The sequence below is a fragment of the Brachybacterium fresconis genome (assembly GCF_017876515.1).
Taxonomy (GTDB): Bacteria; Actinomycetota; Actinomycetes; order Actinomycetales; family Dermabacteraceae; genus Brachybacterium; species Brachybacterium fresconis.
Map to the genome: position 1 here is coordinate 1,395,136 of NZ_JAGIOC010000001.1, position 20,593 is coordinate 1,415,728.

At 71.5% G+C, this 20,593-nt stretch carries 15 protein-coding genes; 6 read left to right on the forward strand and 9 right to left on the reverse strand.

The window, feature by feature from the left end:
- Positions 1-343: 343 nt before the first annotated feature.
- The 4 genes from JOF44_RS06355 to JOF44_RS06370 all read left to right on the forward strand — a co-directional run bounded on the left by JOF44_RS06355 (position 344) and on the right by JOF44_RS06370 (position 5,528).
- A complete protein-coding gene (locus JOF44_RS06355) occupies positions 344-1,105 on the forward strand; it encodes a DeoR/GlpR family DNA-binding transcription regulator (protein WP_209895732.1) in 762 nt (253 codons plus the stop codon).
- Positions 1,102-2,058 carry a 1-phosphofructokinase family hexose kinase gene (locus JOF44_RS06360; protein ID WP_209888733.1) on the forward strand — a complete coding sequence of 319 codons (957 nt, stop codon included), beginning with the start codon at positions 1,102-1,104 and terminating at the stop codon, positions 2,056-2,058. Before JOF44_RS06355 ends, JOF44_RS06360 begins: the two co-directional genes overlap by 4 nt.
- 121 nt (positions 2,059-2,179) lie before the next feature.
- Positions 2,180-4,411 carry a PTS fructose transporter subunit IIABC gene (locus JOF44_RS06365; RefSeq protein ID WP_209888735.1) on the forward strand — a complete coding sequence of 744 codons (2,232 nt, stop codon included), beginning with the start codon at positions 2,180-2,182 and terminating at the stop codon, positions 4,409-4,411.
- A gap of 274 nt (positions 4,412-4,685) precedes the next feature.
- On the forward strand, positions 4,686-5,528 hold the full coding sequence (locus tag JOF44_RS06370) for a YwaF family protein (RefSeq protein ID WP_245348875.1): 843 nt from the start codon (positions 4,686-4,688) through the stop codon (positions 5,526-5,528).
- Here the strand turns inward: JOF44_RS06370 and JOF44_RS06375 are convergent.
- Complete coding sequence (locus JOF44_RS06375) at positions 5,476-8,706, reverse strand: GH92 family glycosyl hydrolase (RefSeq protein WP_209888738.1); 3,231 nt, start codon at positions 8,704-8,706, stop codon at positions 5,476-5,478. The two genes, JOF44_RS06370 and JOF44_RS06375, sit on opposite strands and share 53 nt — an antisense overlap.
- A 188-nt stretch (positions 8,707-8,894) precedes the next feature.
- Between JOF44_RS06375 and JOF44_RS06380 the strand changes: the two genes are divergently transcribed.
- Positions 8,895-9,395: a hypothetical protein gene (locus JOF44_RS06380; protein ID WP_209888741.1), complete on the forward strand. Its 501-nt coding sequence runs from the start codon at positions 8,895-8,897 to the stop codon at positions 9,393-9,395.
- Between the two features lie 29 nt (positions 9,396-9,424).
- Here JOF44_RS06380 and JOF44_RS06385 read toward each other — a convergent pair whose 3' ends face one another.
- From JOF44_RS06385 to JOF44_RS06395, 3 genes are all read right to left on the reverse strand, one after another.
- Positions 9,425-10,015: a thymidine kinase gene (locus JOF44_RS06385; protein WP_209888744.1), complete on the reverse strand. Its 591-nt coding sequence runs from the start codon at positions 10,013-10,015 to the stop codon at positions 9,425-9,427.
- Between the two features lie 70 nt (positions 10,016-10,085).
- Complete coding sequence (locus tag JOF44_RS06390; protein WP_209888747.1) at positions 10,086-10,616, reverse strand: O-acetyl-ADP-ribose deacetylase; 531 nt, start codon at positions 10,614-10,616, stop codon at positions 10,086-10,088.
- 53 nt (positions 10,617-10,669) lie between these two features.
- Entirely contained in the window at positions 10,670-12,580 is a 1,911-nt protein-coding gene (locus tag JOF44_RS06395; protein WP_245348876.1) for a DUF222 domain-containing protein, read from the reverse strand.
- Between the two features lie 694 nt (positions 12,581-13,274).
- On the opposite strand from JOF44_RS06395, the gene JOF44_RS06400 reads away from it, so the two are divergent.
- Positions 13,275-13,937: a mismatch-specific DNA-glycosylase gene (locus JOF44_RS06400; RefSeq protein ID WP_209888750.1), complete on the forward strand. Its 663-nt coding sequence runs from the start codon at positions 13,275-13,277 to the stop codon at positions 13,935-13,937.
- Positions 13,938-14,009: 72 nt separating this feature from the next.
- Here the strand turns inward: JOF44_RS06400 and JOF44_RS06405 are convergent, their stop codons facing one another.
- Genes JOF44_RS06405 through JOF44_RS06425 form a run of 5 tightly spaced genes read right to left on the reverse strand, consistent with a single transcriptional unit; the run spans position 14,010 to position 20,478 of the window.
- Positions 14,010-15,287 (reverse strand): acyl-CoA dehydrogenase family protein, encoded by a 1,278-nt coding sequence (locus JOF44_RS06405; protein ID WP_209888753.1) that lies wholly within the window; start codon positions 15,285-15,287, stop codon positions 14,010-14,012.
- Positions 15,284-16,900, reverse strand: coding sequence for a dipeptide ABC transporter ATP-binding protein (locus JOF44_RS06410; protein WP_209888757.1), 1,617 nt, complete (start codon positions 16,898-16,900; stop codon positions 15,284-15,286). Before JOF44_RS06410 ends, JOF44_RS06405 begins: the two co-directional genes overlap by 4 nt.
- Positions 16,897-17,787, reverse strand: coding sequence for an ABC transporter permease (locus JOF44_RS06415; RefSeq protein ID WP_209888760.1), 891 nt, complete (start codon positions 17,785-17,787; stop codon positions 16,897-16,899). The genes JOF44_RS06410 and JOF44_RS06415 overlap by 4 nt, the downstream gene beginning before the upstream one ends.
- On the reverse strand, positions 17,784-18,821 hold the full coding sequence (locus tag JOF44_RS06420) for an ABC transporter permease (RefSeq protein WP_209888763.1): 1,038 nt from the start codon (positions 18,819-18,821) through the stop codon (positions 17,784-17,786). Before JOF44_RS06420 ends, JOF44_RS06415 begins: the two co-directional genes overlap by 4 nt.
- Before the next feature lies 1 nt (position 18,822).
- Positions 18,823-20,478: an ABC transporter substrate-binding protein gene (locus tag JOF44_RS06425; RefSeq protein WP_342591686.1), complete on the reverse strand. Its 1,656-nt coding sequence runs from the start codon at positions 20,476-20,478 to the stop codon at positions 18,823-18,825.
- Between the last annotated feature and the right edge of the window lie 115 nt (positions 20,479-20,593).

Here is a 20,593-nt window from a genome sequence, read left to right on the forward strand (position 1 = left end):
GGTGCACCACGCGACAGAAGGCCTCGTCCGACTCTGCTTCGCTGTTGCCTCGCTACCCCAGAACTGGCACACCTCCACAGATCCCCACACATACAAACTGTTGTTTTCTGTGGGTTCAGTGCGTAGAGTCCTGGCATCCAGCGGCCGCATCCGGCTCCGGCTCCGAATCCCAGGTTCCGCGGGACCTCCGCCCCTCCTGAGGAACGACTGTGTCATCTCGGGCGCTTCCGCACCGGACGAGGCGCCCAAGACGACACTCTCGAAGCCACGTATCGACGCCAGAGCTCGACAGCAGGTCTTGGTGGTAGATCTTCACGTCACATCACGAAGGCAGGTGACCCGCATGTACGCCCGCGAACGACAGCGCCAGGTCCTCGATGTCCTCAGCAGCTCCGGACGCGTCACCGTCACGGCGCTGGCCGAGCATTTCGCGGTGACCACCGAGACGGTGCGCCGCGACCTCGACCAGCTCGCCGCCCAGGAGCTCCTGGTCCGTGTGCACGGCGGTGCCGTCCCCCGCAGCACCGCTGAGCTCGAGCCCGACCTGGAGTCCCGGCGCACGACCCACGTCGAGGCCAAGCGCCGGATCGCTCTCGCCGCCGCGCGCCTGCTGCCCGCCGATCCTCGAGCCGCCGTCCTGCTGGATGCGGGCAGCACCACGGCCGAGCTGCTCCCGCACCTCGCGCTCCGTCGCGGACCGGTGATCACCAATGCGCCCGCGATCGCCCAGGGTGCCCTCGTCCACACCGATCTCGAGGTGCACCTGCTGCCCGGCCGCGTCCGCCCCACCACCCAGGCGGCGGTGGGCTCCTCCACGGTCGACGCGGTGCGCGCGCTCCATCCCGAGGTCGCGTTCCTCGGCTGCAACGGCCTGGACGAGGAGGGCTTCACCACGCCCGATCCGGACGAGGCCGCCGTGAAGGGGGCCATGGTCCGCTCGGCCGGGCGGCGAGTGGTCCTCGCGGACTCCTCCAAGGCCGGGACGCGCCACCTGGTCACCTTCGCCCGCAGCACCGAGATCGACGTCGTCGTCACCGACACCGCCCTGCCCGAGGCGATCCGCTCGTCCCTGATCGAGGCCGGGATCGAGGTGATCCAGGCATGATCATCACCTTGACGGCGAATCCCTCGCTGGACCGCACCGTCGACCTCGGCGGTCCCCTCACCCCGGGCGGCGTGCACCGGATCGCGAGCGAGACCATCCAGCCGGGCGGCAAGGGTGTCAACGTCGCCCTCGGCATGCAGCGCGCCGGGCTCGACGTCACCGCGATCCTGCCGGCGGCAGCGAGCGATCCGCTGCTCGGCCTGCTGGAGGCGGAAAGCCTGACGCATCGCGCCAGCCGAGTGGCGGGGAGGACCCGGACGAACCTGACCGTGCTGTCCACGCCGCAGCTGACCACCAAGCTCAACGAACCGGGCACCACGCTGACCCCCACCGAGATCGCAGACCTCGAGCACCTGCTGCTGTCGGCCGTCGGGCCGGGTGATCTCGTCATGCTCTCGGGATCGCTCGCCCCCGGCGTCCCCGTGGACGAATACGTCCGTCTGATCGACCGGCTCCGGGATCGAGGCGCCCGGGTGGGCGTGGACACCTCCGATGCCCCGCTCGATGCACTCGCCGCCGCCCTGCCGACCACCTCCCCGGACTTCCTCAAGCCCAACGCCGAAGAGCTCGGACAGATCGTCGGCGTCCGCGGCGATCAGCTCGAGGAGCAGGCCGCGGCCGGGCGCCTCGACGGCGTCCGCGACGCCGCACTCATGCTGCATCACCGCGGCGTCGGTGCCGTGCTGGTGACCCTCGGCGGATCGGGCGGGCTGCTCGTGACCCAGGGCGCGGCCTGGTACTGCCCCTCCCCCGTCGTGCCCGTCGTCTCCACCGTCGGTGCCGGGGACTCCGCGACCGCCGGCTATCTCATCGCCCGCGTCCGCGGCGAGGAGCCCGGACGCTGTCTGGCCCGTGCGCTGGCCTACGGGACGGCGGCCGTCGGACTGCCCGGCACCACCATCCCCCGCCCGGAGCAGGTCCGCCTCGAGACGGACCGCGTCGTCCGGCTCTGACCGTGCGGCCCCGCCGCCACGTCACCTCTGCCCCTGTTCCTCCCGCTACCCTCCCGCGCGGCGTCTGCGCCGCAGCCCCTGCCTCCCGGTGCCCCGGGAGCGTCCTGTCGAAGGAGAAACCATGCCCGGATCACTGATGACCCCTGAGCTGGTCCGTCTGGAGGTCACCCCTCCCGGCGACAAGAACGCGGTGATCGGCCTGATGGCCGACCTCATCGCCGCCACCGGCCGCGCGGACCGCGACGGCCTCGAGGCAGGCCTGCTGAGGCGCGAGGAGTCCTTCGCCACCGGCATGCCCGGCGGCTTCGCGATCCCCCACTGCCGCACCGAGGCCGTCCAGGAAGCCGCCCTGGGCTTTCTGCGCCTGGCCGAGCCGGTCGATTTCGGATCGGCCGACGGCCCGGCCGACCTCGTGATCGGCATCGCTGCCCCGGCGGGGACCGACGACCAGCACCTGAAGCTCCTCGCGCAGCTGTCCCGCGCGCTGATCCGCCCCGAGTTCCTCGCGGACCTGCGCGCCGCCCAGGAGCCGCACGAGGTCTCCGACCTGGTGATGGGGATCCTCGAGCCGGAGGAGGAGACGCGGACGGAGACCGCCGCGGGCGATGATCCGTCGGCCGACGGACCCGGGGGCGATGGTTCCGACGCGGCTGGGACCGCCGAGACCGCAGCGGCCGCTGGAGCCGCTGGAGCCGCCGGAGCCGCTGGAGCCGCTGGGTCCGCTGGAGCCGCTGGGGACGCCGGCACCGCCGGGGCCGCCGGGGCCGCAGGGGCCGCTGGGGACACCGGAACCGCCGGGGCTCCCCGAACGAGCGCAGACGCCGACTCCGCGCCGGTGCTGCTGGCGATCACCTCCTGCCCGACCGGCATCGCCCACACCTACATGGCCGCCGAGTCCCTCGAGAACGCCGCGAAGGACAAGGGCCTCGAGCTGTTCACCGAGACCCAGGGCTCCGGCGGCATCACGCCCTTCACCGACGAGCAGATCGCCTCCGCCGGCGCACTGATCGTCGCGGCCGACGTCAGCATTTCCGGGCGGGAGCGCTTCGCCGGCCTCCCCCTCGTCGAGCACCCGGTCAAGCGGGCCATCTCGCACGGCCCCGAGATGATCGACGAAGCGGTCGCGGCGGTGTCCGACCCCTCGGCGCGCCGGGTTCCCGCCGCGAGCGGTGAGACGGCGAAGGATTCCAGCTCGTCCGGCGCCTCCGAGTCCGCAGCGCGGCAGTCCTGGCCGAAGCGCATCCAGGCCTCCGTCATGACCGGCGTGTCCTACATGATCCCGTTCGTCGCCGCCGGCGGACTGCTGATGGCACTCGGCTTCCTCATCGCCGGCTTCGACGTCGCCTTCATCGCCCAGGACGTCGCCACCGGCTTCTCCCTGGGCGAGCTGCCGGGCCATCAGTCCTACGAGGGCGCGACGGGCACCACCGAGACCGAACGCGCAGGACTGGCCCTTTATCTCGGCGCCGTCCTGTTCACCCTGGGCACCACGGGGATGGGCTTCCTGGTGGCCGCGCTGTCCGGCTACATCGCCTTCGGGCTGGCCGGACGACCCGGCATCGCCCCCGGATTCATCGGCGGCGCCGTCTCCGTGCTGATCGGCGCAGGCTTCCTCGGCGGCCTGGTCACCGGTCTGCTGGCCGGCCTCGTCGCCCTGTGGCTGACGACCCTGAAGCCGCCGCGGTGGCTCGCCGGGCTGATGCCCGTGGTGATCATCCCGCTGGTCACATCGCTGCTGGTCGGTGGCCTCATGCTCCTGTTCCTGGGCCGACCGCTGGCCTCGCTGATGACCACGCTGCAGGACGGCCTGACCGGGATGTCGGGATCCTCGGCCATCCTGCTGGGCGTCATCATCGGGCTGATGATGTGCTTCGACCTCGGCGGGCCTGTGAACAAGGCGGCCTACCTCTTCGCCACGGCCGGACTGTCCCAGGGCACCGAGGCGTCCTTCGAGATCATGGCGGCCGTGATGGGCGCGGGCATGGTGCCGCCGCTGGCGATGGCGCTGTCGACGGTGGTGCGGCGCCGGCTCTACACGGATCTGGAGCGAGAGAACGGCACCACCGCCTGGCTGCTCGGCGCGGCCTTCATCACCGAGGGCGCCATCCCCTTCGCCGCGGCCGATCCGCTGCGGGTGATCCCCTCGATGATGACCGGCGGTGCCGTCACCGGCGCTCTGGTGATGGCCTTCGGCGTGGGCTCGCAGGCCCCGCACGGCGGCATCTTCGTCGCCTTCGCGATCTCCCCGATCTGGGGATTCGTGATCGCGATCCTCGCCGGCGCCATGGTCGCAGGGACCGTGGTCACCGTGCTGAAGGAGAGCGCACAGCGCAAGCACGCCGTGGCCGCCTGACCTGGTCGGTCGCTCTCGTATCCGCGGGCGTCATACGAGCAGATGCCGCCCCTGTGCGGGCTCCTGCTCACGGACCGCCCGTGGATACGAATCCATGGTGCCGCAGGGCTCGACCCTCCGAGGGAGGATCCCTGCCGTGGGGCTCGGGCGGTTCGCACCGGATCCGCGGAAGCGCCCCGCCTCGGCGGGGCGCTTCCGTATGCTCGAGCCCGATACGGGCGATGCCAGGCGGCTCACGCGGTCGCGGATCACAGACGGCTCCGGGAAGAGGACGATGATGCGGGAGACCGACGGCGCCGTCCTGGCCGAGGGCACCTTGGGGCACATGCCCGCCTACGGCAGTGCGCACCTGAGCATGCTCGCCCTGCTCGTGATCGCCGCGGTGCTGCTGGTCCGCTGGGCCCGGCGCGCCGAGGCCGCGAAGGTCGATCGGACCCTGCGGATCGCCGGCTGGGCGCTGCTGGCCAACTCCGTGTTCTGGACGTTCTGGGGGTTCATGCCCTGGTCCTGGAACCTCCAGGAGTCACTGCCCCTGCACTACTCCGACGCCCTGCGCTTCATCGCCCCGATCGCCCTGATCACGCGGGCCCGGTGGGCGATCGTGGTCAGCTACTTCTGGGGCCTGACCCTGAACATGCAGTCGGTGCTCACTCCCGACGTCAACTACTTCGTGTGGATCCCGCTGGAGTTCGTCGAGTACTGGATCGCGCACCTGAGCGGAGTCCTCGTGCCCGTCGTCCTGACCTGGGGTCTGAGATTCCACCCCACCTGGCGCGGTTACGGCCTGGCGTACGCGGTCACGGCGGGATGGGCGGTGCTGGCCTTCACGCTGAACCTCCTGGCCGGCACGAACTACGGCTATCTCAACGGCGCGCCCGACGGTCCCAGCCTGCTGGACGTGATGGGACCGTGGCCGCTCTACCTGCTGGTGGAGGCCGTGGCCATAGCGATCGTGTGGGCGCTGATGACCTGGCCATGGACCGCGATGGACCGGCGTCGGGGAGCACCCCTGGACGGCCCGGGTGCGCTGCTGCGACGACCGGGCCGGGACGCCTGCGGCCCGTTCACCCCAGCAGCTCCAGCTCGGCCAGGCGCAGCGGCCCTTCGGCGGTGGTGATCACCAGCCGGTGGTGGGTGAACGCCCGCGGTGAGGCGACGGCGAAGGGGCGGGTCTGGCGGCGCCAGCGGAAGCTCTGGGAGGAGCGCTCGTCGAGCAGCTCCCACGTCTCGGCGTCGTGCGACCCCTCGAGCCGCCACGCGATCGGGTCCCCGCCGGCTTCGGCCGCCGAGGTCAGGGTGAGGAAGCGGGCCGGCAGCGGCTCGCCCAGCTCGGGCAGGTCGATCACCGCGCTCGCACCGTCCCAGGCGCGCTCGGTGCGGGAGTCGTCGTCCCGCAGGGGGTCCTCGGGGTCGGCGGCGAACAGGTCGCGCAGGGGCTCGGGCCGCTCCCCCGGCGTGCTGGCCGACGGCGGCACCTCGCCCCACGTGCCCTTCTCGTCGCCGAGCGTGACTTGGATCCGCCCGCCCAGGTCCGCGTGGTCGATCCAGGCCTCGGGGTGCTCCTCGCCGTCGACCGTGACGCCCGTGATGCAGGCGTGCTGCGGGTCCTGACCGTCCGTGGTGACGGTGAAGGGCTCCCCGCCCAGGGGCTTGACGTGCACGTGGTCGAACAGCGGCGCCACCAGGTGGTAGCGCCCGGTGCCCAGCTGCAGCGGGTACAGCCCGAGAGCGGTCAGCAGCCACCAGGCGCTCATCTCGCCGTTGTCCTCGTCGCCGGGGTACCCCTGGCCGATCTGCTCGCCGACGAACAGGCGGCGATGGACCTCGCGCACCACCTCGGAGGCCCGGTGCGGAGCCCCGGCGTGGTGGAAGAGGAAGGGGATGTGGTGGGAGGGCTGGTTGGAGACGCCGAACTGGCCCATCCGCACCGCCCGGGCCTCGTCCATCTCATGGATGACGTGGCCGTAGGTGCCCTTGCGGTCGGCCCGCTCGGGGGTCGCGAAGAACTCCTCGAGCTTCGCCCGCAGGCCCGCCCTGCCGTCGTGCAGCGTCGCCAGGCCCTCCCCGTCGTGCGGCACGTGGAAGGCGAAGTTCCAGCCGTTGGTCTCCGTGAAGTCTCCGCCCCACTCCTTCGGGTCGAATTCCTCGGGACTCTTGGCGAAGCCGCCGTCGGGCCGTCGGCCCTGGAAGAATCCGATCGACGGGTCGAACAGCAGTACATGGTTGGCCGAACGGGCCCGCAGATACGTGGCCTCCTCGCGCAGGTGGGCCGCCTGTTCCTCGTCCCCGGTGCTCGCGGCGAGCAGCTCGGCCTGGGCGGCCAGGCCGAAGTCGTTGATGTGCGCCTCGAGCGTCCAGGAGACGGACTCTGAGGTATCGGTGTCGACGTAGCCGGTGAACACGGCGCGCTCGTTGCCCCGTCGGCCCACCTCGGTGCGGTCCGGGGCGACGGTCGCGTTGCGCAGCCCGGATTCATAGGCGGCCAGCGGATCCGGCAGCGGCACGCCCTTGACGGCGAGGTCGGCGAAGGCGATGTCGCTGCTGGTGCCGGTCATGCAGTCGGCGTACCCGGGCGAGGACCAGCGGGCGATCCAGCCGCCTTCGCGGTACTGCTGGACGAAGCCGTCGGCGAGCTCGGCGGCCAGCTCCGGGTACAGCAGCGCGTACGCGGGCCAGGCGGTGCGATAGGTGTCCCAGAACCCGTTGTTCACATGCAGCTTCCCGGGGATCACCTGGGCGTTGGTGCGGGTGTCGGTGGCCTCGCCCTTGACCGGCAGGACCGGACTGGCGTGGACGGGCTGGGGCCGCTGGGAGGTCCCGGCGTTCTCCCAGTGGGAGTTGGGGTAGAGGTTGAGCCGGTAGAGATTGCCGTACAGGGTGCGCAGCTGCGGCGGAGTGGCCGTGCCGGGTTCGATCACCCGCAGCCGCTCGGTCCACGCCGCGTGGGCCGCCGCCCGAACGTCCTCGAACCGTCGGCGCTCGACCTCCTGGGCGAAGGTCCGTCGGCCCTGATCGATCCCGAGGAAGCTGGTGACCAGGCGGACGGTGACGCGTTCGGTGCCGGCGGCGAAGGTGAGCACGCTGCCGGTGGACTCGCCGTGAGCGGCACCGACGGCGATCGGAGCCGGCTCGACCTCGGCGAGCACGAACATGCGCGTGGCCCCGTCGGCCCGGTCGTAGCCCTGGGCGAGGCCGGAGTCGACCCAGGCCCGCAGCCGTCCGTCGAAGACGGCGCCGGCGGCGTCGATGCGACTGTGCTCGTCGACGCCCTCGAGCAGCAGGTGCAGCTCCCCCGCGTCGGCATCGGCGTCGATCTCGCAGATCGCGCCGTGGTCGGTCGGTGCCAGACGCAGCGAGGTCCCCCCGTCCAGCGCCACCTCGTACAGGTCGGGCCGGGCGGTCTCGTCGGCGTGATCGAAGCCGAGGGCACGCACCGTCGGCGAAGCATCCGGTTCGCTGCCCCGCAGGGGCATGAGCACGAATTGGTTGCGGTCGCCCATCCAGGGGCTGGGCTGGTGGGAGATCGCCAATCCCTGCAGACGAGGGCGGTTGTCCTCGCCATTGCTGCGGTGGTACTCGTACACCCAGCGGCGGGTGCGGGCATCGGTGGCCGGGGTGAAGAAGGCGAAGCCGTTCGGGACGGCGGTCAGCGGGAGGTTGTTGCCGCGGGAGAAGTCGCCGGAGGCGTAGGTGCCGCGCCGCGTATCGACCCAGGCCACGGGATCCTCGCGCGACGGGGCCGCAGGCAGAGGAGCGAGATAGGGACCGTCGATCCAGCCGGTCATCTCCTCGGGCTCGGGACGCTCGGCCTCCAGAGCCTCCTCCCGGGTCTCGACGAGGTCGGCCTCCTCGTCCGCCGGGACGTCGACGCTCAGGCGGACCTCGGCGATCGTGCGGCCGACGGCGACCTCGAGCGGGACCTGCACGTCGTTCCACTGATCGGCGTACAGGATCCGTCCCTCGCCGAGGCCACGTGCGGTCGCGGGGGTGCCGTACTGGTCGTGGGGGTCGAGCTCGGACAGCCGGGCGCCGTCCTCGAAGACCAGCTCCACGGCGACGAAGGTCGCGCCCCAGGTCTGGGCGCCGTCCAGTCGCGGGTGGAGGTAGGTGCGCAGCACCTCGCCGCGCTCGACGATGCGTCCGATGAGCGCGGGCAGTCCCTCGAGGAGGGGAAGCGTCCGCTCGGCGCTCTCCCCGGCACGGGCCGCATAGCGCAGCGCAGACGGTGCGAGGAAGCCCGCGGCGTCCTTGCTGGTGGGGGATCCGACGGGGCCCGGGTCTGCAGTGACGATCATGAGCACCAGGCTATCGACTGAGCGCGGCCGACGCGCCTGTCCCTCCCGGCGCGGCGAAGGTCGGGACCGGAGGGATGCCGGGATCCTCTGACTGCGCGATGGGGAGTCCTCCCCATCGGGGAGGCACGCATCCGGGCCAGAGGTGCGGGATACTTGCCGTGCACTCGAGGACCTTCAGGGGAGACACTATGGCCTACGCCCAGGCACCGCACGACGGGCCGATGACTCCGCCGCCCAGCCGCCCCCGGCGACCCACCTGGCACTGGCTCGTGGTCGGCGGCATCGCTCTGATCGGTCTGCTCGTGGTCGCGGCCTTCGCGGTGTTCATCGGTTGGAAGATCCTCGATCGCGGCGATCCGGAGCAGACCGTCGACGACTTCTACACCTCGTTGCAGGACGCCGATTGCGAGCTGTTCATGGAGTCGACCACGGACGAGTTCCAGGAGGCGACCGGACTGACCTCCTGCTCGATCTTCGACGACAACATCGCGGGAGTCTCCGCAGTGGACTACGAGGTCACCGAGCGCACCAACCGGCAGGGGTATGCGATCTTCGAGGTGACCGAGTCCTACTCCGCCGACGGCCAGTCCGAATCCGTCGACCTCCGCTTCTACGTGCGCCGCATCGACGGGCAGTGGGACCTGGACCTCATGGAGCTCGTGGAACCGGGGTCGAACCCCATCGCCTGATCCACTGCTGGAACTCGTGCCGGCGACCGTCAGGACGGTCGATCAGGGCGGTCCGTGAGCCGGTGCGCCCGGCAGCGCGCCTGGTAGGACTCGCTGCCGCCGATCTGTTCGGCCGTGGCCCGCAGCGCGTCCCCGCCATCGGCGAGCAGACGGATGTGGAAGGCGGCGTCCGCGCCGCAGACGCTGCACACGGCGGTCAGCTTCACGACCTCCTCCGCCTGCGCCATCAGGCTCGGGACCGGTTCGAACGGACCGCCGTCGTAGGTGACGCAGAGCCCGGCCACCTCGACCTGGATCCCGGCCGTGAGCAGCTGCTCGATCACCGGGATGATCCGGGGGCCGAAGAACTGCGCCTCGTCGATCGCGACCAGGTCGGGGGCCCTCCCCTCCAGCACCTCGAGCACCGCGTCGGCGGTCTCGAGCATGCGCGCGGGCACGGTGCGGCCGATGTGGGTGCTGAGGCGCTCCGGGCCGCCCCGGTCGTCGAGCCGGTGGCCCACGACCTCGACCTGGAGGCCCGCCAGGCGTGCGCGGTGGACGCGCCGCAGCAGCTCTTCGGTCTTGCCGGCGAACATGGGGCCCGCGATGACATGCAGTCGACCTGCCTCACCTGTGCGCATGGTGTCAGAGTACGCGCGGGCCCGGCGAGGCACGCGGGGCTGACGTTCCGGGGACCAGTCGCTCCGGCGTTCAGTCGCTCAGCTGTGCTCGGAAGGCGTTCTCGGCGTCGGTGCCGAACGGGACGAACACGACCTCGTCGATGCCCGACGTCCCGGTCTTCTGCTGGGCGGAGACATCCCGGACGGTCTCGACGGCGATGCGGGCGGCGTCGTCCATCGGCCAGCCGTAGACACCGGCGGAGATCGTGGGGAAGGCGACGCTGCGGGCACCGATCTCCTCGGCGACGCGCAGTGCCTCGCAATAGCACGAGGCCAGGGTCCGGGAGCGGTCCTCACGCGTGGAGTGCACGGGGCCGACGGTGTGGATCACCCAGCGGGCCGGGAGCTTCCCCGCCGTGGTCGCGACCGCCTGTCCTGCGGGGAGCCCCTCGGGCAGGGAGGTCTCGCGCAGTCGACGGCACGCGGCGAGGATCTCCGGCCCGCCGCGGCGATGGATGGCGCCGTCCACGCCGCCGCCGCCGAGCAGGGACGAGTTGGCGGCGTTGACGACGGCGTCGACGGCGGTCTCGGTGAGGTCTCCGGGGGCGATGCGCAGCTTCATCTCTTCACGGTAGCGGGGAGTTCGGAGCACCGCACGACCGCCGGGGCGGCCCCTCAGGGTCGTCGGGGTGGGGTGTGGTCGGTGGTGAGGATGAAGTCGGTGCGGTCGTTGGGCTGGTGGTGGCGGTATCCGGGCCAGCTGTTCGCGGCGAGGTGGGGGCGGTGGGTGGTGGCCGTGGATCGTCCGACACGGTCCAGGGCTTTCTCCAGCATGGCCGTGGGCCCGGTCCTGGCTGGGACCGGTCCGTGCATGCCCTCGACCACCCAGGGAGTCCACCGTGTCCGCGCAGGGCCGGCGGGGCCGGCGGGCTCGCTTGGGTTGGCGGGGTCGGCCGGGTCGGCGGGGTCGGCGGGGTCGGCGGGGTCGGCGGGGTCGGCGGGGTCGGGGTGTCGGGCCAGGCGGTGGCGGGCGGTACCGACCGGGTCGAAGTTGTGGCCCGCCCGGCGGGCTTTTTGCCCATACCGCGTCGTCCACTCCACACTGGCCCGCCGGCCGTGCGCGTCGGTGATCACCCGGGCGGTGACGCCGGCTTCTTCCTTCTGGTTGTCTGCCGCGCACAGACTGTTGCCGTTGTCCCGCGACGTCGCCCCACCGCGGGAGTGCGGGGTGATGTGGTCGATCTGCCGGATCGGCGCGTCACAGTACGGTGCCCGGCAGGTGAGGTGAGACCACCGCAGAAACCGCGACAGGGCGGGCGGGAACGCGCGGGAGCGGGACTGGACCGCGACCAGCTGCCCGTCCTCGGGATCGATATACAGGTTCCGCAGCGCCAGCTTCAGCTGCGGATTGTTCTCCCCGGCCGCGGTGATGGCCTGCAGCATCTCCTCCCGCACGTGCTCATAGGGCACCGAGCCGACGCCCTCGATCACCGCCGCATCAGCGTGGGCCGGGGCCAGCAGCGACCGGTCGGTGATGATCACCCCGATCTCCATCGTCGTCCCCCCTGCGCTCCCGTCCCCGTCGCGGGCGCCACGGCCCAGCAGCACATCGACGAACTGATCAGCCATGATCTGCTGGTGACCGCGCCGGTCCCCACCGGCTCGGGCTTTCTCCGCCCCCAGCGACAGTCGTTTGCGGATCCGGGCCGCGTCCATCGCGCCGACCCGCGCGGTCAGGGTGGACATCCCGTCCTCCGCCCGACGCATCGTGACCCCACGCTGCTGACGAGCGCGCAGGTGCCGGCCCGCCGCCCCGTCGGGGTCCAGGGCGTGCAGGACCTTCTCGGCCTCACCGGCCCACTCCTCGACCCCGCACCCCTCCAGCTCGGCCAGACGCTCGGTGAGGACCTCATCGACCCGGCTGCGCAGCGCCGGGCCGGCCGAGGCGAGGACCTTTCCCACCCGGTGCGCGGCTGCCGGCGAGGCCTGTCCCCGTGACAGGGCCGCGACCATTGCCGGCATCGAGGCGACCAGGCGCCGGGAGCTGGACATCGTCTGTCCCGCCGCGGCCGGCGACGCCTTCAACGCGAACGACGCCTCCGACCGTGCGGTCTTCACCGCCGCCCGGCCCCTCTCGCCCCGCGCCAGCGCGTCGTCCTTCGCCGCTGCTTCCAGATGCACCAGCGCCCGGGCCTGGACCGCCGCCATCGCCGAGGACAGTTCCCCCAACCCCGTCAGCACCCCGATCGTCTCGACCGCAGAGAGCCCCTCCAGCGAGGAAGACCCCCGCGCGCCCAGCTCCGCGAGCGGCCCGATCACCGCAGACAGCTCCACACCCCCGACCACGACCCCACCCTCACCGGCCGTGATCTCCACCCCGCAACCACCCGCCGCGGACTCGGCGCGACCACCCGCCGCGGGCTCAGCCGGACCACCCGCCGAGGACGCGGCGCGATCACCGGTCGAGGGCCCGGCGGTTCCGCCGGTGGAGGGTCCGGCGGGTCCACCGGTGGAGGGCTCGGCGGGGCCACCGGTGGAGCCATCACCTGCTCCCGCGGTCTCCGCACCCTCGAACTCGTCATCCATGCCATCCAGTATCGCATGACTGTTCGACTTACTGAAGAGTCACCACACAATTTCTCGAAGATCGCCCGAGAATGTGGATAACTACCCTCTGGGGAGGAAGGTCGAGGATCTTTACGTCCGACTCGAGGGATGCTCGCCAGTGCTGCCACCAGCGGATCCTCAATTCAGGCCACAAGCGCCTCCACCGTCGCCCCGGGTCCGCCTCTCCGACCGCAGAACAGCACTGCCCCACCCCTGTCAAGACACCGATCACGAATGTGGACAAACCGAGATTGTGGAGGACGCACAATCACTCCCGACCCCCGACGAAACAGCTCCAGGACCCCGCGCGCCCGCGGCTCCACACCGCCCTCAGGCCGTCAGCACTCCGCCAGCACGCTCGTCGGCAGGAACGAGCGCGCCGACGTCACTCCCCCGCTGTTTACGCCGTCCGCCCCGGGGTCGCCCTGCGGGCAGTTGCGGACGCACCCCGGTGCGCCCTCGGAGCCGATCCACCCAGCGTCGCGGCCTGCGATAGTGGGCAGGAGATGGCGGGCAGGAAGAGTCGTCGGGAGGATGCTGTGATGATGCGAGGGACGACGCGAAAGAATCGACGCATGATCGACCCGCCCGATGCCCGCGCGAGCACAGCTGTCCCCGGGAGGACGACTGCCCCCGTGGGCACGACTGCCCGCAGGAGCATCGCCCTGCCCGCATGAGCACTCCACGCACCTCTCCCCTGGCAGGTCGCAGGCCGACCCGAGCTGATCTGGCCGCCTTCGCCGCCTCGCCGCAGGACGCGCTCGTGGACGTCCTGCCCGATCCCGCACGCGGCCAGGTGCTGCGCCTGCTCATCGTCGGCATCAACCCGGGCCTGTGGACCGCCGCCGTCAACGCGCCCTTCGCCCGCCCCGGCAACCGGTTCTGGCCGTCCCTGCACCGCGCCGGCCTCACGACGCGACTGGTCGACGCCGCGAGCGGCCTCGAGGAGGACGATGAGGAGGATCTTCGCGAGCGCGGGATCGGGATCACGAACCTTGTCGGCCGCGCGACCGCCCGGGCCGACGAGCTGAGCACCGCCGAGCTGCGGGCCGGCGGCGAGGAGCTGGCGCGGCGCGCCGCAGCCCTGCGGCCGACAGCGGTCGCGATCGCCGGGATCACGGCCTTCCGCACAGCGTTCGGCGACCGGAGAGCACGGCTGGGAATCCAGGACCCGCAGACGATCCCGCACTGGCCGCAGGGCGTGACGCTCTGGGTGGTGCCGCAGCCGAGCGGGCTGAACGCGCACGCCACCGTCGAGACTCTCGCGGGAACCTGGCGAGAGGTCGCCGCAGGGGCAGACGTCCCCGTCTCCCGGCCGACCTCCGAGGGCGAGTGACCAGGCGCGTCCCTGCACGCCCCGCACGGCCCGCGGGCCCGCGCACAGCGGGGCGTGCGTTCGCGGCGGGGGTCAGCCGTCGCGCTCCGTCTCCGGCTTCTTCTCTCCGGTGGACCAGAAGTACAGCAGGTCGGTGCCGTTGACGAGACGGTCCCCGATCGCCCGTTGCTGGTAGATCACCGGGTTGTGCGAGGCCAAGGTCCGGACGTTGCGCCAGTGCCGGTCCAGACCCCGACCGCGCGAGGTGGCGGAGGCTCCGCCCACGTCGAACAGCTCCGTCGTGACGCGAAGGATATCTCGGACCGTCGTGATCTGTGCTTGGACGGTGCGCAGCTCCGCCGCGTCGGTGAGTTCCTGCGCCCGGGCACCTCCGGCGGCGTCCTGTGCTGCGGCGAGCGCACGGGCGGCTGCGAGGACCGAGTCCTGCGCGGAGGCGACATCGGCGGACAGCGTCCCCACCACCTGCTGGATCAACGGGTCCGTCGCGGCGCTCGCCCCGCTGCCCTGCGAGTAGACACGAGTGCGGGAACGCACGAACCCGATCGCGTCCCGGAGCGCAGCGCGCCCCGCCCCCACGAGGGAGGAGAGCAGGACGAGCTGGAGGAACGCGGTCTGCGTCGTCGCGGCCCCGTCCCCGCGCCCCTCGAGAACGCGCACCCGGGAGGCCGGGACCGCGACGCGGTCGAAGAGCGTCGATCCGCTGCCGGTGAGGGTCTGGCCGAAACCGTCCCAGTCGTCGCGCAGATCCACGCCCGGGTCGTCGGACGCGACCGTGACCCGGGCTCGCCGCCCGTCGGGAGTCCTCGCCGAGACATTGATCCAGTCGGCGAAGATCGATCCCGTGGAGTAGTGCTTCTCGCCGGAGAGTCTGTAGGCCTCTCCGTCCGGGGTCACTGTCGTGCGGAGGTCCCCGACCGTGGCGGTGCTGCGCTCGTGACTGGCGTTGCCGACCACGGCCCCGTCCGCGATCACGGACAGCCAGGATTCCGCCTCCCTCGTCTCCGCGCCGATCAGAATGTCCTGCACGAACGCGAAATGCGCCCGCAGCAGCTGGGGCAGGTTGGAGTCCGCCTCGCCCAGGTCGAGAAGCAGGCGGAACAGGGTCTCGGTGCCCGCCCCTGCTCCACCCTGTGCCCTCGGCACGGTGACGGCGGTGAATCCCGCCGCGGCGAGCGCCCTCACCTCCGCGTGCGGGAGTCGTCGCTCCCGGTCCCGCTCGGCGGCTCCCTGCACGATCGTGGCGAGGACCGGAGCGAACCTCTCCCGCAGCTCGGTGTACTCGCTGTCGATCGGGCCGACGTCCGGGCTGTCGAGGGGCGCGGTCGCGGTGTGTGTCTCGGTGGTGGTCATGCGATCTCCTCCAGATCGGGTCGGGGCAGCGCGGCGACGAGCTCGCGCGTGTAGTCGTGCTCGGGGGCGAAGAACACCTCGTCGGCCGTGCCGGACTCCACGATCCGGCCGCCCTGCATCACCAGCACCCGGTCGCTGAGGTGGTGGACGACGCCGAGGTCGTGGGAGATGAACAGGTAGGCGGTGCCCAGCGCGTCCTGCAGGTCCGCGAGGAGGTCGAGGACCTGTGCCTGGATCGAGACGTCGAGGGCGGAGACCGGCTCGTCGAGGACGAGGATCTCGGGACCGGGCGCAAGGGCGCGGGCGATGGAGACGCGCTGGCGCTGTCCTCCTGACAGGGTGAGCGGATGGCGGACGGCATGCTGCGGCTCGAGTCCGACGGCGACGAGCAGCTCGTCGACCCGGGCGACCCGTTCGGCTCGACTCGTCGCGGCGGGCACCGCATCGGCGATCGTGCGGCCGACGGTCCAGCGGGGGTCGAAGGATCCCAGCGGGTCCTGGTGCACGACGCCGATGCGCCGTCGTCGCTCGCGACGCCGCCTCTCGGGCAGCCCGGACCACGGCCGTTGCCCCAGCAGGACACGGCCGGAGGTCGGATCGGTCAGCGCGAGCGCGATGCGGGCGAGGGTCGACTTGCCCGAGCCCGAGGCACCGACGATGCCCAGCGTCTCCCCGGCCCGCAGCTCGAAGGAGACGTCGTCGACCACGGTGCGTCCCCGGCCGTCGGGCCCGCGGAACTGCTTGGAGACCCCCTCGAGCGCGAGGGCCGGCCCGGCCGGGAGCTGCCGCTCGTCCCGGCGAACCTCGATCCGGGTCGGCGGGGCGTCGGAGAGCCGCCTCCCGCGCGAGTGCGCCGAGGGGACCGCGGCGATCAGCCGCTTCGTGTAGTCCTCGCGCGGCCGGGTGAGGACCTCGCTGGTGGGGCCCTGCTCGACGACGCGGCCGTCGTTCATGACCAGCACCTGGTCGGCCAGCCGCTCCACCACGGCCAGGTCATGGCTGATCAGGACGACGGCCCGTCCGTCCCCGAGGCTCTTCTCGAGCAGCGCGAGGATCTGCGTCTGCACGGTGACGTCGAGCGCCGTGGTGGGCTCGTCGGCGATGAGGATCTCGGGCCCGAGGGCGAGGGCGGCGGCGATCAGCGCCCTCTGCCGCAGGCCCCCGGAGAGCGCGCCCGGCAGCTGCCGAGCGCGCAGCTCCGGCTCGGGCACCCCTGCCGCCTCGAGCAGCTCGAGCGTTCGGGGCCACCGGTCCGCACGCGGAACGCCGTGGATACGCAGCGGTTCCGCGATCTCCGCCCCGACGGTCCGCAACGGGTCGAGGGAGACGAGCGCGTCCTGGAGGACGTACCCGATCCTGCTCCCCCGCAGGCGCCGGAGCTCGGCCGCCGAGCACGTGAGGAGGTCCGCCCCGGCTTCGAGCGTCGTCGCGGTGACCTGGGCGCGGTCGCCGTTCAGACCCAGCAGGGAGCGCGCGGTGACGGACTTTCCGGAGCCGGATTCGCCCACGATCCCCAGGCAGCTTCCGGCCCGGACCGAGAAGGACACGTCCTGGACGACCTGGGTCCCATCGAAGGCGACCGAGAGGTTCTCGACGTTTATCGGCGCGCTCATCGGAGGATCCCGGAATCGTTGATGCGCTGCAGGTGCCGGCCGAGCACGGTGAGCGAGAGGGTGAACAGGACGATCGTGATGCCGGGGAAGAAGTCCATCCACCATGCCTGCTGGATGTAGGTGCGTCCCGCGTTGAGCATCGCTCCCCATTCCGCCGTGGGCGGCTGGACCCCCATGCCGAGGAAGCCGAGCGCCGCGGCCCAGACGATCGCTTGGCCGATGCCCAGCGTGATCAGGACGGTCAGCGGCCGGAAGGCGTTCGGCAGGAGGGTGCGCAGCAGGATCCGGGCCGGCGGATGACCGAGGGCGCGGGCGGCCTCGACGTACAGCGAGCCACGCACAGCGAGCACCTGGCCGCGGACCATGCGCGCGTACCCCGGCATCGTCGCGACGCCGACCGCGACCATCTGGGTCAGGGCGCTGTTGCCGTAGACGGCGATGAGGATCATCGCCAGCAGGATCCCGGGGAAGGCGTACAGCACCTCGATCACCCGGGTGACGGTGGCGTCGGCGAACCGCCCCGCGAGGCCCCCGACGAGACCGAGCACGAGCGCCCCGACCAGGCCGATCGCGGTAGCACCCAGTCCGATGGCCAGCGACTGGCCGGCGCCGTGGATGACCCTGCTGAACACGTCGCGCCCCGACTGGTCGGTGCCGAAGACGTGCTGGATGCTGGGGGCGTCGAAGCTCTCCGACAGGCTGATCTCGAGCGGGTCCTGCGGAGCGAGCAGATCGGGCAGCAGCGCCGCGAGGAGGACCAGCGCGACGACGGCACCTGCCGCCCAGACACCAGGACCTCCCAGAGCGGGGTGGCGTCGGAGGCGCCGTACGGGGCGCGCGCCCTCCTCGAGCGCGGGGGCCTCGGGAGCAGGTGCCAGGACGGTCATGAGGTGGCTCCGATCGAGCTGCGCAGTCGGGGGTCGACCGCGACATAGGCGAGATCCGTGAGGACGTTGGCGACGACATAGACGAGGGCCACCACGAGAGTGACGCCGACGACCAGGGGGAGGTCCTGGGCGGTCACGGCCGCGACCAGCACCTGTCCGATCCCTTGGCGGGAGAAGATCACCTCGACCACGACCGCTCCGGAGATGAGGGAGCCCAGCCCCCATCCCGACAGGGCGATGCCGGGCAGCGCCGCATGGCGCAGCACATGACGCCATCGCACGTCCCCGGGCCCCGCGCCGCGGGAGAGGGCCGAGAGCACGAAGGGTTGACGCTGTGCCGCCTCGAACTCGTCGCGGGTGACCTGCGCGAGGAAGCCGCCGAGCGGTATGCCGAGGGTCAGCGAGGGCAGGATCATGCCCAGCGGTCCCCCGTCGACGACCGGCAGCCAGCCCAGCACGACGGCGAAGACGACCAGGAGCAGCACTCCCAGCCAGAAGGGCGGCAGTGCGGCCAGGACGACCTCGAGGGCCGATCCGATCCGGCCGATGGCCCCGGGGCGACCAGCCGTGATCAGCGTCGAGGCGAGCGCGAGCACCCAGGCGACGACCAGCGCCGCAGCCGTGAGCTGCAGGGTCGGCAGGATCTGCGCGCCGATGACGTCGAGGACGGGTTCCTTCATGGTGTAGGACTCGCCGAGGTCGAGCTGGACCAGACCGCCCAGGAACGCGGCGTACTGCACGAGGAGGGGGTCGTCGAAGCCGTACTGCTCCCGGACCGCCTGGACCGTCGCCTCGGGCGGATTCGCCGAGGCACCGCCGAGGATCGCGAGGGCAGGGTCCCCGGGGACCAGGTGCTGGAGGAAGAACACGATCGTGGCGACCGCCCACAGCAGCAGGAGCGAGGATCCCACCTGCGCGGCGAGGCGGCGGAGCACCGGGGGGACCCGGGGCCCGGAGCGGACGGAGCTCTGGGCGGCAGACGAGTCAGCGGCAGGCGGGTCGGAGACCGACGGATCAGCGGCAGCGGTGGCCATCTCAGCGCCCTCCTCGGACCAGGTAGGCGTCGTGGAGGACGGGTTCGCCCTCGCTCGGTTCGATCCAGATGTCGCGGACCAGATCGGAGCGGACGGCGAGGCGCGTCTGGATCGGGTAGAGCGGGACGTGCCAGGTCCGGGCGACGAGAAGTTCCTGCGCCCGCGAGTAGAGCGCCACCTGCTCCTCGGCATCGGTGGTGGCCGCGGCGGCGAGCAGCGTCTCGTCGAGCTCCTCGTCGTAGTCCTGGGACACGTTCTGGCCGTTGCCGAGCTCCAGCGTCTCCTGCGAGAACTTGATGTACATGACGTTCGGCGTCGGACTGTTCCAGTAGCGCCCCTGGATGTCGTACCGCGTCGGGTCGCTCTTCATCGCGGTCATCGTGGCGGCGTCGGAGGGGAGCAGCTCGATCTTCACCCCCACGCGCTTCTCCATGGCCTGGAAGTTCTGATAGATGGTGAGGTCCGCCGGCGGGGTCTCCCCCGGATCCGAGGCGTAGGGCAGACGGAGGGCGAGGGTCCTGCCCTCCTTCATGCGGTACCCCTCGGCATCGCGCCCGGTCCAGCCCGCCTCGTCCAGGAGGTCGTTCGCCCGCCCGGGGTCATAGGGGAAGGGCTCATGGAATCGTTCGTCGTACGCCGGGGTCCCCGAGGAGACGGCATTGCCCTCGTAGGGGAAGACGCCCGCGTAGGCGCTGGCGACGATCCCCCGCGCGTCGGAGGCGTGCACGATCGCGCGGCGCACCCGGAGGTCGTCGAGCGCCGGGTCGGTCGTGTTGAGGTCGAGGGCGAACGGGACCCCCGAGTGGATGAAGTCCTCGGTGTCGATGGTGTCGTCGGCCCGGGCGGCCGGGACCGACTCGGGCGGCAGGTTGAAGATCGCGTGTGCTCTGCCGGACTGCAGCGCCCCGAAGCGGGCCGTGTTGTCCGGGAGGAACCGCCAGGTCACCTTCTCGAGATAGGCGGGTCCCTGGTGCTTCGCATCAGCGGGCGCCGAGGTGTAGTTCTCGTTGCGGATCATCACGACCTCGCGGTTGCGCTTCCACTCGGTGACGATGAACGGCCCGGTCCCGACCGGCGCGAGGCAGTTCTCCTCCAGGCCTCGTGCCATCGCCGCCGGGGACTCGATCCCGAAGAAGGCCTGGGAGAGCACCGTCAGCAGCGGTGAGTACGGGCGCTTCAGGGTCAGACGCACGATGTGCTCCGAGATCGCCTCGGCGGACTCGAAGTACGGCGAGAGGTAGAGCAGGGCGGTCGAGGACTGCGTCGCGGGGTCCATGATCTGCTCGACGTTGGCGACCACGGCCTGCGCGTCCAGCGACTCCCCGTCCGTGAACTCGACGCCCTCCTTCAGCGTGAAGTCGTAGATGAGGCCGTCCGAGGAGATCTCCCAGGACTCGGCGAGCCAGGGCACCACCGTGCCGTCCTCCTGCATCGAGACCAGGGAGTCGAGGTACTGCCGTGCGATGTACGTCTGCGGCATGTCTCCGCTGTTGTGCGGGTCGAGACAGGTCGGCTCGCGATCCGTGGCGTACACCAGCTCCCCTCCCGACCTCGTTCCGGTGGGAAGGGTCGCGGACGGGGCGGGCGGCCCGCAGGCGGCGAGGCCGGTGCTCGCACCGGCGACGCCGATCGCGGCGAGCAGATGTCGTCGACGCACGATGGACCTCCTGGTTCTCGTCGGGTCGTCGGGTTCTTCCCGTGCTTGTCATGGAACGATCGCCGAGAACTCTAAGTACAGCTTGGGGCTGGCCAAAGTTTTATGACGGGGCGCG